Here is a 12,626-nt window from a genome sequence, read left to right on the forward strand (position 1 = left end):
GACGTTCATGAGCCTCGCCGCTACCGGGGCGCTGCTCGGGCTGGTGGCCGGCATCGGGCTGGTGATCGTCGCGGTCCGGTCGCCGCGGGCCCGCCGAATCCGTTACGCGGACCGGATCGAGCCCTACCTGCGGGACACCCCGCCGCCGTCCCGGCTGCTCGACGACAGCGCGGCCCACGCGGCCCCTCGCTCGGCCCGGGCCGCGCCGACAGCGCTGGCCGCCGTCGAGGCGCTCGTGCGGCCGTTCCTGGCAGACGCGGCCCGTCGCCTCGACCGCTTCCTGGGCGGGCGCGCCGGCCTGGTGCGGCGGCTGACTCAGGCGGGCGGGCGCACGTCGGTCGAGGAGTTCCGGGCACAGCAGGTGATCCTCGCCGCCGCCGGTGGGCTGGTCGGGGCGGTGCTGCTGGTGCCGCGGGCGGTCGTCGGGGTCGGTCCGCCGCCGGTCGTCGGCGTCGCGCTGGTCGTCGCGGGTGTCGCCGGTGGGGTCGTCGGCCGGGAATGGTGGCTGACCCGCGCGATCCGGGCCCGCGAGGACCGGATGCTCATGGAGTTCCCGACAATCGCCGAGCTGCTCGCGCTCGCCGTCACGGCCGGGGAGTCGCCGGTCGGGGCGCTGGAACGGGTCGCCCGGCTGACCCACGGCGAGCTCGGCTACGAGCTGCGGCTCGCGCTCGCGGACGCCCGCTCCGGCGCCAGCCTGGTGCAGGCGCTGGAGGGGATCGCGAACCGGACGACGCTCGGCTCGCTGGCCCGGTTCGTCGACGGTATGGCCGTCGCGATCGAGCGCGGAACGCCGCTGGCCGACGTGCTGCGCGCCCAGGCCGTCGACGTCCGGGAGGCCGGCCGGCGCCAGTTGCTGGAGTCCGGCGGCCGCAAGGAGATCGCGATGATGGTGCCCGTCGTCTTCCTGGTACTGCCGACGACGGTGATCTTCGCCTTCTATCCGGCCCTGGTGAGCTTCACGTTCTTCGCGCAGTAGAGGCTCCCCGGCCGCGCCGGTGCGTGGCAGCGGTCGGGGTAGCGGTGGCGAGGGGGCGCCGCCGCGGGTGGGGACCCGCGTGTTCGAGGGGGCCAGGGGGATCGGGATCGGCTGGCGGCCCGCGGCCGCGGGCGGCACCGCCGTCCGCGACCGGGTTTCGCCGTACTGGGAGGACGAGATGGCACGCATCACGACGGCACTGGTCGTCGGGTACCTCGCGTGGTGGGACCGGCTCCGGACGGCCAGCACCGGCCGGGCAGCGGGCCGCGGCGACCGCGGCGACGTGCCCGGCTGGGTGATGGTGACGGTCATGACCGCCGCTCTGGTTGTCGCGATCGCCACGATCGCGACCCCGGCGCTGCAGAACATGTTCACCACCGCGATCAACAAGGTCACCGGCATCGGCGGCAGCGGTGGTGGCGGCTGAGCGAGCGGGGCGCGGCCGGCCACTGTGGCGCGCGGGACCGCGGACCCGCCGCCGCGCCCGGGCCGCGGCGGCGGCCCGGCGGCCGGACCGGGGCTCGGCGATCGTCGAGTTCGTGCTGGTCAGCACCCTGCTGCTGTTCCTGTTTCTCGGGATCATCCAGCTCGGTCTGGTGCTGCACGTCCGCAACACCCTCGTCGCGAACGCGGCCGAGGGCGCGCGGCACGGGGCGAACCTGAACGTCGACCCGGCCGATGGCGGACCGTACGCGCAGCGCCTGATCGCCGAGTCGATCCCCGGCCGCGCCGATGCCACCTGCGTGGGCAGCCAGGTCGGCGGCCCGGACGACATCCCGCTGGTGCAGGTGACCTGCGAGGTCCGGGTCCCGCTCAGCCTGCTCCCGTTCGGTGGCGGCGTCACGATCCACGTCACCGGCCACGCCGTCAAGGAGACCCCGTGACGCGAGGATCAGCGCCGCCCTTGCCGGGTTTGTCCCTAGTTCGCCACCGGCCTGACCGCGATTTCGGCCCCAGGATGGTCGCGGCCACGGCCGTTCGACGACTGCTTGAGGGTGAAATCGGCGATCACGCTGACGGGCCGGCCCTGGCGGTTCCGGCAATAGGGCGATGGGAACGGCCTCGAGGAAGACGAGACCGGCGAGAGCCGGGACGGCGGCCGGACGCCGGCTCGGCGATGATCGAGTTCATCGGGCTGTCCGTGGTTCTGCTGATCCCGTTCGTGTACTTTTTCCTGGCACTGTTCGACGTGCAGCGCTCGGCGTTCGCGGTGACGCAGGCGGCCCGTGAGGCTGGCCGTGCCTACGCGACCGCGGATGACGAGGAGGACGGCCTGGCCCGTGCCCAACTGGCCGCCCAGCTCGCCTTCCAGGATCAGGGCCTGCCGGGCGCCCCGCAGCTGCGCTTCGCGCCACCGGGCACGAACTGCGGCGCGGCCGACCCCGGCGACGGCGCCGAGACGCTGGAGCCGGGCGCCCAGTTCGTCGCCTGTGTTCGCACGACCATTCCGCTGCCCGGGGCCGGCATTCTCGGCAGCCACGTGGCGAACGTAACCGTAAATGGCCAGTTCGTCGTCGTCATTGACCAGTACAGGGCCGACCGGACGGCTCCCGCCGCATATCGTAGTCGGAAACGGCCCGGAAGCGCTGTTCGGAACTAATGGTCTTTCCGGACGGTACTGCGGAAGAACACCAGGACGCCATTAGGGCCGGCGGAATGGCGGGCGTTTTCTGACGTCGGGCAGCGGCGGCAGATAGGACGCCGCGCCCTTCGCGGTCGTCGTGACCCTTGATTTCGCCAGGGCCGCGGCGGCCGCCGCCCGGGCCGTGACCGACGGCGCGCTGCCCGGCTCGGCCGGGCCGAGGCCCAGCTCGGCGTAGGCGGCCGTGGCGATGTCGGAAAGGGCATGGCGCTCGCCGAGGGTCGCCCCGACGATGCCGACCGCGGGGAGGCTGCCGAGCGCGCGGTGCCAGAGGCGGCCCTCGGCGCGCTTCCCGGCCAGGCGGTGAATCGTCCACAGCTCGCGGGCCGCGCGCAGGATCGTCACCGGGACGCGCTGCGCGACCAGCTTCCAGGTCTCGGTCTCCTCGGGGGAGGCAGCCAGGTCAGGCTCGCCGCCCTGGCCCGGCACCGTGCCCGCGAGGCCACCGTCCTCCAGGCCACCGTCCTCCAGGTCGGTGTCCGCCTGGCTCGGGATCGTCGGGCTCGCGCCGGCCGGTCCCACGTGGCCCTGGCTGACTTCGGCCATGGGAGCCGATACCACCGGAGCGGGCGGTGTGACTGCGGTAGTGGATGTGACTGGGGCGGCCGAAGCATCGGGGGCGGCCGAAGCATCGGGGGTGGCCGGAGCATCGGGGGTGGCCGACGTAGCGGGGGTTGTGGCTGCGACGGGAGTGGCGAAGATGTCGCGCTTCGCCGCCGGGTCTCGCTTGGCGAACGGGTCCGGCCACGCCGCGCCGGGCGGCTCGGCCGCTCTGGACGACGACCAGCCGGCCGGCGGGTCATCGCGCAGGACGAGGCGGGCGACCAGCCGGACCTGCTCGTCCTCGTCGGTCACCCCGCACAGCTGGGCGAGTGACAGCACCAGCAGGCCCTGCACGGTCCCGGCGAGCACCTCGCGGATCGGCTGCGCGAACCGGCCGCCGACACCGGGAAGCGCCGCCAGCGGGACCAGTTCGTTGCGCCAGTGCCGGACCAGCCGGTCGGCCTGGTCTCGCCGGTCGCAGTCCGGCCCCTCGGTGACCGTGACGGCCGTGGCCGCGACCGGCCGGCCCGCCCGGACGAACCGCAGCAGCGTGTCGGCCTCCCGCTGGCGCACCGGCTCTCCCTTCAGCTACTCCCGACCGGGAGCCTGAGCTCCGGCAACGGCGTCAAGGGAACCATAACCGGCTGTTCGTAGCCTTTAGCGCGAGCTCGCGGCCAAGACGGTCAGCGAACGCCGTCAGGACGAGGCGTCCGGCTCGGCGCCGGTCTGCTCCCCGCCTGGCTGCGCGGAACTGGGACGAGTGGCCGTGCGTCGGCGAGGCGCGGCGGAAGGTACGAGGCCACCCCCCGGCCGGCGGTGCGTGCCGCGGCGGCCGCCCTGGCCGCGGGGGGCGGCGCCGGTGCCAGCCGAAACTCGGCGTAGGCGGCCGCGGCGACGCCGGCGAGCGCGCGGTATTCGCGCAGCACGGCGAGACCAAGGCCGACAGCGGGAAGGTCACCGAGGGCGCGTGGCAGTGGCCGGCCGCCAGTCCGCTGGCCGCCGACCCGGTCGGCGGACCACAGCTCGCGCGCGGGGCTCAGGACCGTGGCCGGGATGCGGCCGGCGACGAGACTCCAGGCCTCGACCTCACCGGGCGACGCCGCGGCGTCCAGCAGGTCTGGACCGTCGTCGTCCGCGTAAGGTGTCCGGGCCGCGCGCCAGCCGGCGGGCAGGTCGCGGCGCACCACGAGGCAGGCCACCAGCCGGACCAGCTCGGTCTCGTCGGTCACGTCTCGCAGGTCGGCGAGGGACAGCACCAGCAGGCCCTGCACGGCGCCGCCGAGCGACGCGCGCACCGGCCGGGCCGCCCGGCCGTCGAGAACGGGACTCGCGGCGAGCGCGACCAGCTCGTGGCGCCAGTGGCGCACGACGCGGTCGGCCTGCTCCGTCCGGTCGCCGCCGGCGGTCTCGGCGACGGCGGCGGCGGCCGCGGCGGCCGCCGCGGCGGCCACAGGCTGGCCGGCCTGGACGAAGCGCAGCAGCATTGCGGTCTCGTGCGGGAGCACCCTGCCCCTTTCCTCGCGCCGTCCCGAAGGCGGGCCTGGCGCTGGTTGTCGAGGCTGCGGCTGGATGCGTGATCTCCGGGGTGTTCAGGCCCGGAATGCCGGCCGGCCGCGCCCGTTGCTGGCGGTTCCCGCTGAAGTGCCACTAACGTGTCGATCAAACCGCGTGCCGCGCAGGTCCCAGCTTTACGTAACTGAAGATTTACCTCGGTCACAGCGTGTCCGCGGGGATGTCCGTCGTCGCGTCGGCGAATGCGGGCGTGGCTGGGACCCGCTGGCGCTGGTTACGCCGGTAGCCCTGCGTTCCGTGCGCCTTTGGCGGTGTTCCCGGCAGGTTTGGGTGCAAGTGGGCGGCCTACGCCCTGGGCTGGAGTTGTGCGTCACAAACAATGGCTCGGTGCCGGTCTGCGGTAAGTGTGGCCCATGCGGGTTCGGGCGCGCTGCGCGACAATGGACCGGTGATCCCGGTCTGGCGCGTTGTGTGCTCAGTGGCGCGGCGGCGCCGGAATGGCCCTGGGCCGCGGCCGGCGCGCGACGGCGGAACCATCCTGATGCTGACGCTCGGCTTCCTGCTGGTCACGGCGATGCTCGCCGTCGTCGTCACCGACGTGTCAGCGGTGTTCCTCGCCCGCCGCTCGGTCGCCTCCGCGGCCGACGGGGCGGCGCTCGCGGCCGCCCAGCGGGTCGACGAGGAGGCCGTCTACACCGCGGCCGGCCCGCTCGCCGAGCTGCCGCTCGCCGACGTCATGACCACCGTCGCGGACTACCAGGAAAGCGCCGACCCCAGCGGCTCGACCCAGCTGTCCGGGTCCCTGGTCGACGCGGACACGGTCGAGGTACAGGGCAGCCGGGTTGTGGACCTGCCGCTCATCGGCTTCCTGGGGATCGGCCCGGTCACCGTGCACGCCACGGCGGACGCCCAGACGGTCGTGCGCGCCCAGCCCTGAGCGCCCCCCGAGACGCCCGCCTGGAGCCGGTACCGGCCCGGACCCAGCAGCAGGCTCAGACCCAGCCGGCGGTGGCGGTGACCAGGTCGTCGAGCGCGTGGCCTGTCCGCTCCTCGGCCAGGTTCGAGACGTCTCGGACCAGCCGGGCGACCCACTCGGCCGGCCGGTCGGCGGCCAGCGCGACCGCGGCCGCGGCGTGCTCGGCCGCCTCGTAGTGGTCCGGCTGGTCACCGCTGATGGCGGCCCGCGCCTGCGCCATCCGCACCGAGACGATCATTCCGGTCTGCCCGCTGTCCTTGATCAGGGTGTAGGCCTTCTCCAGGTACGGCCGGGCCTCCTCCGGCGCGCCGACGGTCGTCAGCGCCTCGGCCGAGGCGAGGGCGAGGTCGGCGGGGGAGTAGGTCTCGATCGCGAAGCCGGGCCGGCCGTGGGCGTTCGCGTCCAGCGCCTCCATCGTGCGCCAGGCCCGGGCGACCGCGTCGCGCACGCCGGCGGTGTCACCCGTCGCGGCGTAGGCGCCCGCGACGACCTTGCCGGCGATCATCGCGCGGGACGGGCTGTGGCCCGCGATCCGCGCGGCCGCGCCGGCGATCTGCAGCGAGACGGCCGGACTGTACTGGCGGACCATCCGGGCCCGCAACGCCAGCGCGCGGGCCGCGAGCGGGCCGTCGCCGGCGGCGCGGGCGAGACTCGCCGCCCGGTCCGACCGGGTCGCGGCGTCGGTGTGCAGGCCGCGGTCGTAGTCGGTGCCAGCGGAGACGACGGTGACGGCGGCGTGCAGGCGCATCCAGTCGATCGCGTCCCGGCCGCGAAGCCGGCGCTGGCGCGGGATCGTGCGGGTGGTGTTCTCCAGCGGCCGCATCGAGCTCGCCGTGCTGGTCAGGTCGGAGGTCTCGTAACCGCTGATCGCCGCGGCGAGCGCCGCCGAGCAGGCCTGGTGCAGGTCAGTCGTGCTGCGCAGGTTCTCGAGATTGGGGTGTTCGAGGCTCACCGCGACCGCCGAGGCCCCGAGGGTACGAAGCAGGAAACGCCTGCCGACGGCATCCGACACGGCGACAGCCTCCGTGTTCTGCTTTCGGCCGGGCCAGCCGACGGCCTGCTGGCCGCGCGGGGCGTCGCCGTCGCCGCGCCGTCCCCGGACAGGTCGGTACCGCTGCCGCCAGTCGACCGATCGAAGGCATGGAACCCGGGCGCCGGGGCGGTCGGGAGGACCGACGGACCGCGATGTGATCGCATCTAGAACTACCTCACGGCGTAGCGGGAACCTTCATTTCAAGATAGCGTTCAACGCCGCCGGCTGACGCTCGGGTCGGCGGGAATCCGTGTGGGCTGCGTCTCTGGTGCGCCTTTTTCGCCCAGGTCGCGGAACCCACGCTGCCGGCCGTGTTCGGACTTTGGCGTCCGGTGGGGTAGTTCGTATTGTGTTACCTGTCGACCGGCGGCGCGCCGTTAATGTTTCCGAAATGTATCGCCATGCAATTGCATGTTAACGGTCGGGTCATGGCCGCTCCGGGCGTGCGGGGCGGAGACGCGGAGCCGGCCGGGTGTCCGCTCCGGGCGGGCTGGGTGGCCGGCGGTCGGGCCTGTGCCCGGCGACGGGGCCGGCTCGCGATCACGGTCGCGGCAGGGGAGCGCGCGCTCTCGGTAAGGTGGACGGCATGGCCGCCGACATCGCCGAGGAGCTCAAGAACCTCGACGCGACCCTGACCGGTATCGAGACCGTGTTGGACGTCGAGGGGCTGCGCCGGCGAGCCGCGGACCTCGAGCAGGAGGCCTCCGACCCGGACCTGTGGAGCGACCAGGACCGGGCCCAGGTGGTGACCCGCAGGCTGTCGTCCGTGCGCGGCGACATCAGCCGGGTCGAGGGCCTGCGCGACCGGCTCGACAACATCATGACCGCGTTCGAGCTCGAGGACGACGACCTGATCTCGGAGGCCACCGGGCAGCTGCCCTCGTTGGCCAAGGACATCTCGACCCTTGAGGTCCGCACCCTGCTGTCCGGCGAGTACGACGAGCGGGACGCGATCGTGCAGCTGTCCGCCGGCGCCGGCGGCGTTGACGCGGCCGACTGGACGGCGATGCTGCTGCGGATGTACCTGCGCTGGGCCGAGCGGCATGGCTACGGCACCGAGGTCTACGACTCCTCGGAGGCCGAGGAGGCCGGGCTCAAGTCGGCCACCTTCCTCGTCAAGGCGCCGTACGCGTACGGAACGTTGCGCAGCGAGCACGGTGTCCACCGGTTGGTGCGCATCAGTCCGTTCGACAACCAGAACCGCCGGCAGACGTCGTTCGCCGGCGTCGAGATCACCCCGGTCGTGGAACTGTCCGACCATGTCGACATCGACGACAAGGATCTGCGGGTCGACATCTTCCGGTCCTCCGGCCCGGGCGGCCAGGGCGTGAACACGACCGACTCGGCCGTGCGCATCACCCACCTGCAGACCGGCATCGTCGTGACCTGCCAGAACGAGCGCAGCCAGCTGCAGAACAAGGCGGCGGCGATGGTCGTGCTCCAGGCCAAGCTGCTGGAACGACGACGCGCCGAGGAGGCGGCCGAGAAACAGCGGCTGACCGGCGGCCCGCAGGACGTCTCGTTCGGCTCCCAGATCCGCAACTACGTCCTGCACCCGTACCAGATGGTGAAGGACCTGCGGACCGAGGTCGAGACGTCCAACACCGGCGGTGTGCTGGACGGCGAGATAGATGACTTCATCGACGCCGAGGTGCGCTGGCGCCGGTCGGCCGAGTCTGGCTCGCGCTGACGGCCACGGATTCGATTTCCACGATGCGCACCCGCCCGCCCGGATCGCCTGGACGTCGTCGTCCGCCCTCCGGACGGTGGCGCGGGTCGTGGACCTGGACCTGGTCGGCAGCGCGCCGCTCGTCCGGCCGGCGCATCGTCGATCTCAGGGAAGCCCAGGTGCGTCTGTTGGACGAGCTTCTCGCGGTCGGCGAGACGCCGGACGCCCTGACGGCGGATGGCTCGGCCGACATACCCGGCCTGGACGAGATCACGGAGTTGGCCGAGTGAGAGAGAGCGCCGAGTGACGGACGGCGGCGTGGCCCGCAGGGGCGGCGTGGGCTGGGTGGCGTTGGTCGGTGGCGGACCGGGCGCGGCGGATCTGATCACCGTGCGTGGCCGCGACCTGCTGCGCCGAGCGGACGTCGTCGTCGTCGACCGGCTCGCGCCCCGCGAGCTGGTCGCCGACCTGGGGCCAGAGGTCGAGATCGTCGACGCGGCCAAGGGGCCGCACGGCCACAACCTCTCGCAGGACGAGATCAATGACCTGTTGGTCGAGCGGGCGCTGCGCGGGCTGCGGGTGGCGCGGCTCAAGGGCGGCGACCCGTTCCTGTTCGGCCGGGGCGGCGAGGAGGCGCTCGCGTGCGCCGCCGCCGGGGTGCCCTGCGAGGTCGTCCCCGGAGTGACCAGCGCGGTCGCGGTTCCGGCGCTCGCCGGGATCCCGGTGACCCATCGAGGAATCACACAGGATCTGGCCGTCGTCTCCGGCCACGTCGATCCGTCGCACCCGGGATCGACGTCGAACTGGGACGCGCTGGCGGCGGGCCCGGGGACGGTCGTCGTCCTGATGGGAGTCGGCGCGCTGCCAGAGATCAGCCGCGAGCTGGTCAAGCGCGGCCGTCCCGCGGCGACCCCGGTCGCGGTGATCCAGGACGGGGCCACCCCCCAACAGCGGGTCGTGACCGGCACCCTCGCGGACATCGCCGCGGCAGCGGACGCGGCCGGCGTCGCGTCACCCGCCGTCATCGTGATCGGTGAGGTCGTCGCCCTGCGCGGCGAGCTGGGGAGCTACCGGATCCCTGACTGAGCCCGGTCGCCCCCGGCCCGGCAGCGGTCAGACCCAGGCTCAGCGCAGGGAGATGATCTGGTCGTCGTCCGGCTTCGGCTGGCCCCTGCTGTCGGTGTTGCTCGTGGTGACCCACAGCGTGCCGTCGGGGGCGACGGCCAGGGTGCGCAGCCGGCCGTAGGTGCTGGCGCGCAGCGCTCGCGGGGTTCCAACGTCCAGGGTGGCGGTGGTAGGCACACCCGCGGCCCGCAGTGGACCCGAGGTCGCTCGTCCAGGCTCGCAACTCGGCGTCACGAGCCCATGATTCGCCTGCGACCGCCAGGAGCGGGCCTGATGACGCGAAACCGTTGCGGGACCCTTTACGGGACCTGGTGGGCGGCGAGGAGCGCGACGACCGTAAGCACCAGCAGGATCAGCGCGACCATCTGTGGGGTGAGGCTGAAGCCGCTGGACTCGTGGTGGAGCTCGGCACGGGCGGCACGGCACGTCGAGCAGTGGCCTTCGGCCACCGGCCGGGCGCAGCGTGCGCAGACCAGGTCCTCACAGCACATGCTGTCGTCCCCTCTCCCACGCTCAGCGAGCCGCCTGGCGACCTGCTGATCATCTACTGGCCGGGTCTCGGGCGGGGCCACACCGTTGGACGCCGTCCGTTTACCGTACGCCCGCTTACCGGCCACGACCATCCCGTCACCTACAGTTGTGGAAGTGGCTCGGACGGTGACGAACGGGGTGGCTGGGGCGGCGGCGCGGGCTGGCCTGCCGCCTGGCTGGGCGGAGGGAGCTCGGAATGATCCGGCTCGACGCGGTGACGATGACGTACCCGGCCGGGACAAGGCCGGCGCTGAGCGACATCACCCTGCGCATCGACGACGGGGAGTTCGTCTTCCTCGTCGGACCATCCGGCTCGGGGAAGTCGACCCTGCTGCGCCTGCTGTTGCGGGAGGAACGCGCGACCAGCGGCCTGGTGGCCCTGGACGGGGCGGACCTCGCGGTGATCCCCGACCGGCGGGTACCGCTGCTGCGCCGGACCATCGGCTGCGTCTTCCAGGACTTCCGGCTGCTGCCGGACCGGACCGTCGCCGGGAACGTCGCCTTCGCGCTCGACGTCGTCGGCCGGCCGCGGCACGTGGTGCGCACGGTCGTTCCCGAGGTGCTCGGGCTGGTGGGCCTCGCGGGCAAGGAGAACCGTTACCCCGACGAGCTTTCCGGGGGTGAGCAGCAGCGGGTCGCGGTCGCTCGCGCGATGGTCGGCCGGCCTCGGGTGCTGCTCGCCGACGAGCCGACCGGGAACCTCGACCCGGCGACCAGCGAGGGGATCATGCGGCTGCTCGACGCGGTCAACCGGACCGGGACGATCGTCGTGATGGCCACGCACAACGCCGCACTGGTCGACGCGCGCCGCCGCCGCGTCGTGGAGCTGGCCGACGGGGCCTGCGTCCGCGACGAGCAGCGCGGCGCCTACGACGGCGACGACACGGCCGGTTTGCCGGCGCGGGCGGACAAGAGTGACACGGCCGGTTTGCCGGCGCGGGCGAGCAGGACGGCTGGGGTGAGCTAGTGCGGATCGGCCCCCTGCTCGCGATTCTCGGCGCCGGGCTGCGGCGCAACCTGGCGGTGACCTCGGCGGTGGTGATCACGGCGTCGGTCTGTCTGGCGATGCTCGGCGCGGGCCTGCTACTGCGGGCCGAGGTCCACACCATCGACGGCTACCTGCTCGACCAGCTGGAGGTCGTCATCGACCTCTCCGACGGCATCACCCCTGCTCAGCGCGCTGACCTGATCTCTGGCCTGAAGGCCGATCCCACCGTGGTCGCCGTCCAGTACGAGAACAAGCAACAGGTCTACGACCGGTTCGAGCGTGACTTCCGGGCGTCTCCGGACGTCGTCTCCGGCGTCACGGCGGCCGACCTGCCCGCCGCGCTGCGCCTGCGTCTGGTCGATCCCCGGGACGGCGACCAGATCGTGCTGCGGTACACGGGCCGCGACGGGGTCGAGGCGGTCCGCGACCAGCACGCGCTGCTCAGCCCGCTGTACCGGATGCTGGACGGGTTCAGCGTCGCCGCGTTCGTGCTCGCCGCCGTGCAGGCCACCGCGTCCAGCCTGCTGATCTACACGATGATCCGGGTGTCCGCGCACTCCCGGCGCCGGGAGACGGCCATCATGCGCCTGGTCGGGGCGACCAACGCGACGATCCGGGCTCCGTTCGTGCTGGAGTGTGCGCTGTCGGGGCTGATCGGCGGGGCTGTGGCCGCTGGTGCGCTCGTCGCCGCGAAGGCTTTCCTCGTCGACGGTCGGTTCGCCCACCAGACGATGTTCCCGCTCTTCGGCTGGGACGCGGTCTGGCTCGCGGTGGCGGCGGTCATGGCCGTCGGTGCGCTCGCCGCGGCCGCGATGGGCAGCCTTGCTCTGCGCCGGCACCTGCACGCCTGACCTGGCCCGGCAGGGCGGCCAACCCACTGGCCGCACGCCTGGGTGCGACACCGAGATCCACGCGCGGGGTTGCTGATCGGGCCCCGCCGCCGGCGCCCGCGCTGGAGGTTCCCGGGGGCGTAATCTCGTGACCTTGAGGGTGCTGCCGGCGCGCGACCGGCGACGGGCCTGAGCAGCGGCCGGCGCGTGCGCGGGGCACTACGTGGGAGAGGGAAAGACGGTGGCGAAGGAGACCGGGCGTAAGACGATCGCGCAGAACCGGCGGGCGCGGCACGAGTACGACATCCTCGACACCTACGAGGCCGGGGTCGTGCTCACGGGCACCGAGGTGAAGTCACTGCGGATGGGGCGGGCGTCGCTGGTCGACGGGTTCGCACAGGTCGAGAACGGCGAGGTCTGGCTGCACGCCGTGCACATCCCGGAGTACACCGAGGGCACCTGGACGAACCACGCCCCGCGGCGCAAGCGCAAGCTGCTGCTGCATCGCGGCGAGATCGAGAAGCTGGTCGGCAAGACGAAGGAAGGCGGCCTGACGCTCATCCCGCTCGCGCTCTACTGGAAGGACGGCCGGGCCAAGATCGAGATCGCGTTGGCCCGCGGCCGCAAGTCCTACGACAAGCGGCACGCACTGGCCGAGAAGGACGCGAAACGCGAGATGTCCCGGATCATGGGCCGTCAGGCGAAGGGCCGTTTCAGCTGAGCCAGCGCCCGCCCGCCCGCGCGGCCGGCGTCCGGCCGGCCAGTGGTGGGCGGGCACTCGGTGACCCGGGCTTCGGT

The 12,626-nt window shown here is 73.1% G+C and carries 15 protein-coding genes; 10 read left to right on the forward strand and 5 right to left on the reverse strand.

Annotated features, from left to right (window positions below):
• Positions 1-7 precede the first annotated feature (7 nt).
• The 4 genes from FRADC12_RS18460 to FRADC12_RS18475 all read left to right on the forward strand — a co-directional run bounded on the left by FRADC12_RS18460 (position 8) and on the right by FRADC12_RS18475 (position 2,579).
• Entirely contained in the window at positions 8-979 is a 972-nt protein-coding gene (locus tag FRADC12_RS18460) for a type II secretion system F family protein (RefSeq protein WP_045877584.1), read from the forward strand.
• Positions 980-1,157: 178 nt separating this feature from the next.
• Positions 1,158-1,406 (forward strand): hypothetical protein, encoded by a 249-nt coding sequence (locus FRADC12_RS18465; protein WP_045879815.1) that lies wholly within the window; start codon positions 1,158-1,160, stop codon positions 1,404-1,406.
• Positions 1,396-1,863: a TadE family protein gene (locus tag FRADC12_RS18470; protein ID WP_502685268.1), complete on the forward strand. Its 468-nt coding sequence runs from the start codon at positions 1,396-1,398 to the stop codon at positions 1,861-1,863. Before FRADC12_RS18465 ends, FRADC12_RS18470 begins: the two co-directional genes overlap by 11 nt.
• A gap of 233 nt (positions 1,864-2,096) precedes the next feature.
• Complete coding sequence (locus tag FRADC12_RS18475) at positions 2,097-2,579, forward strand: hypothetical protein (protein WP_045877585.1); 483 nt, start codon at positions 2,097-2,099, stop codon at positions 2,577-2,579.
• Between the two features lie 42 nt (positions 2,580-2,621).
• Here FRADC12_RS18475 and FRADC12_RS18480 read toward each other — a convergent pair whose 3' ends face one another.
• Positions 2,622-3,737, reverse strand: a complete 1,116-nt coding sequence (locus FRADC12_RS18480; RefSeq protein ID WP_045877586.1) for a hypothetical protein — start codon at positions 3,735-3,737, stop codon at positions 2,622-2,624.
• Between the two features lie 110 nt (positions 3,738-3,847).
• Entirely contained in the window at positions 3,848-4,669 is an 822-nt protein-coding gene (locus tag FRADC12_RS18485; RefSeq protein ID WP_157488917.1) for a hypothetical protein, read from the reverse strand.
• Between the two features lie 548 nt (positions 4,670-5,217).
• Between FRADC12_RS18485 and FRADC12_RS18490 the strand changes: the two genes are divergently transcribed.
• Positions 5,218-5,613 (forward strand): pilus assembly protein TadG-related protein, encoded by a 396-nt coding sequence (locus FRADC12_RS18490; RefSeq protein ID WP_232303878.1) that lies wholly within the window; start codon positions 5,218-5,220, stop codon positions 5,611-5,613.
• A 55-nt stretch (positions 5,614-5,668) separates the two neighbouring features.
• Here the strand turns inward: FRADC12_RS18490 and FRADC12_RS18495 are convergent, their stop codons facing one another.
• Positions 5,669-6,664, reverse strand: a complete 996-nt coding sequence (locus tag FRADC12_RS18495; RefSeq protein WP_045877588.1) for a hypothetical protein — start codon at positions 6,662-6,664, stop codon at positions 5,669-5,671.
• 607 nt (positions 6,665-7,271) lie between these two features.
• On the opposite strand from FRADC12_RS18495, the gene prfB reads away from it, so the two are divergent.
• Both prfB and cobA read left to right on the forward strand, forming a co-directional pair.
• Positions 7,272-8,375 (forward strand): peptide chain release factor 2, encoded by a 1,104-nt coding sequence (gene prfB, locus FRADC12_RS18500; RefSeq protein WP_045879818.1) that lies wholly within the window; start codon positions 7,272-7,274, stop codon positions 8,373-8,375.
• Between the two features lie 282 nt (positions 8,376-8,657).
• Positions 8,658-9,440: a uroporphyrinogen-III C-methyltransferase gene (gene cobA / locus FRADC12_RS18505; RefSeq protein ID WP_045877589.1), complete on the forward strand. Its 783-nt coding sequence runs from the start codon at positions 8,658-8,660 to the stop codon at positions 9,438-9,440.
• A gap of 39 nt (positions 9,441-9,479) precedes the next feature.
• Here the strand turns inward: cobA and FRADC12_RS34995 are convergent, their stop codons facing one another.
• Both FRADC12_RS34995 and FRADC12_RS18510 read right to left on the reverse strand, forming a co-directional pair.
• Complete coding sequence (locus tag FRADC12_RS34995; protein ID WP_232303879.1) at positions 9,480-9,713, reverse strand: PQQ-dependent sugar dehydrogenase; 234 nt, start codon at positions 9,711-9,713, stop codon at positions 9,480-9,482.
• Positions 9,714-9,778: 65 nt separating this feature from the next.
• Positions 9,779-9,970, reverse strand: coding sequence for a hypothetical protein (locus FRADC12_RS18510; protein ID WP_045877590.1), 192 nt, complete (start codon positions 9,968-9,970; stop codon positions 9,779-9,781).
• Between the two features lie 236 nt (positions 9,971-10,206).
• On the opposite strand from FRADC12_RS18510, the gene ftsE reads away from it, so the two are divergent.
• The 3 genes from ftsE to smpB all read left to right on the forward strand — a co-directional run bounded on the left by ftsE (position 10,207) and on the right by smpB (position 12,549).
• Complete coding sequence (gene ftsE, locus FRADC12_RS18515) at positions 10,207-10,977, forward strand: cell division ATP-binding protein FtsE (RefSeq protein ID WP_045877591.1); 771 nt, start codon at positions 10,207-10,209, stop codon at positions 10,975-10,977.
• Positions 10,977-11,849 carry a permease-like cell division protein FtsX gene (ftsX, locus tag FRADC12_RS18520; protein ID WP_045877592.1) on the forward strand — a complete coding sequence of 291 codons (873 nt, stop codon included), beginning with the start codon at positions 10,977-10,979 and terminating at the stop codon, positions 11,847-11,849. Before ftsE ends, ftsX begins: the two co-directional genes overlap by 1 nt.
• A 220-nt stretch (positions 11,850-12,069) precedes the next feature.
• Positions 12,070-12,549, forward strand: a complete 480-nt coding sequence (smpB, locus tag FRADC12_RS18525) for an SsrA-binding protein SmpB (RefSeq protein WP_045879819.1) — start codon at positions 12,070-12,072, stop codon at positions 12,547-12,549.
• The last annotated feature ends 77 nt before the right edge of the window (positions 12,550-12,626 follow it).

The sequence above is a fragment of the Pseudofrankia sp. DC12 genome, assembly GCF_000966285.1.
In the GTDB taxonomy this organism is placed as follows: domain Bacteria; phylum Actinomycetota; class Actinomycetes; order Frankiales; family Frankiaceae; genus Pseudofrankia.

Excerpts from the sequence above, each read along its gene's own strand:
- FRADC12_RS18490 (WP_232303878.1), top strand. The coding sequence starts at position 5,218 with ATGCTGACGCTCGGCTTCCTGCTGGTCACGGCGATGCTCGCCGTCGTC.
- FRADC12_RS18465 (WP_045879815.1), top strand. The coding sequence starts at position 1,158 with ATGGCACGCATCACGACGGCACTGGTCGTCGGGTACCTCGCGTGGTGG.
- prfB (WP_045879818.1), top strand. The coding sequence starts at position 7,272 with ATGGCCGCCGACATCGCCGAGGAGCTCAAGAACCTCGACGCGACCCTG.
- FRADC12_RS18475 (WP_045877585.1), top strand. The coding sequence starts at position 2,097 with ATGATCGAGTTCATCGGGCTGTCCGTGGTTCTGCTGATCCCGTTCGTG.
- ftsE (WP_045877591.1), top strand. The coding sequence starts at position 10,207 with ATGATCCGGCTCGACGCGGTGACGATGACGTACCCGGCCGGGACAAGG.
- FRADC12_RS18510 (WP_045877590.1), bottom strand. The coding sequence starts at position 9,970 with ATGTGCTGTGAGGACCTGGTCTGCGCACGCTGCGCCCGGCCGGTGGCC.
- FRADC12_RS18460 (WP_045877584.1), top strand. The coding sequence starts at position 8 with ATGAGCCTCGCCGCTACCGGGGCGCTGCTCGGGCTGGTGGCCGGCATC.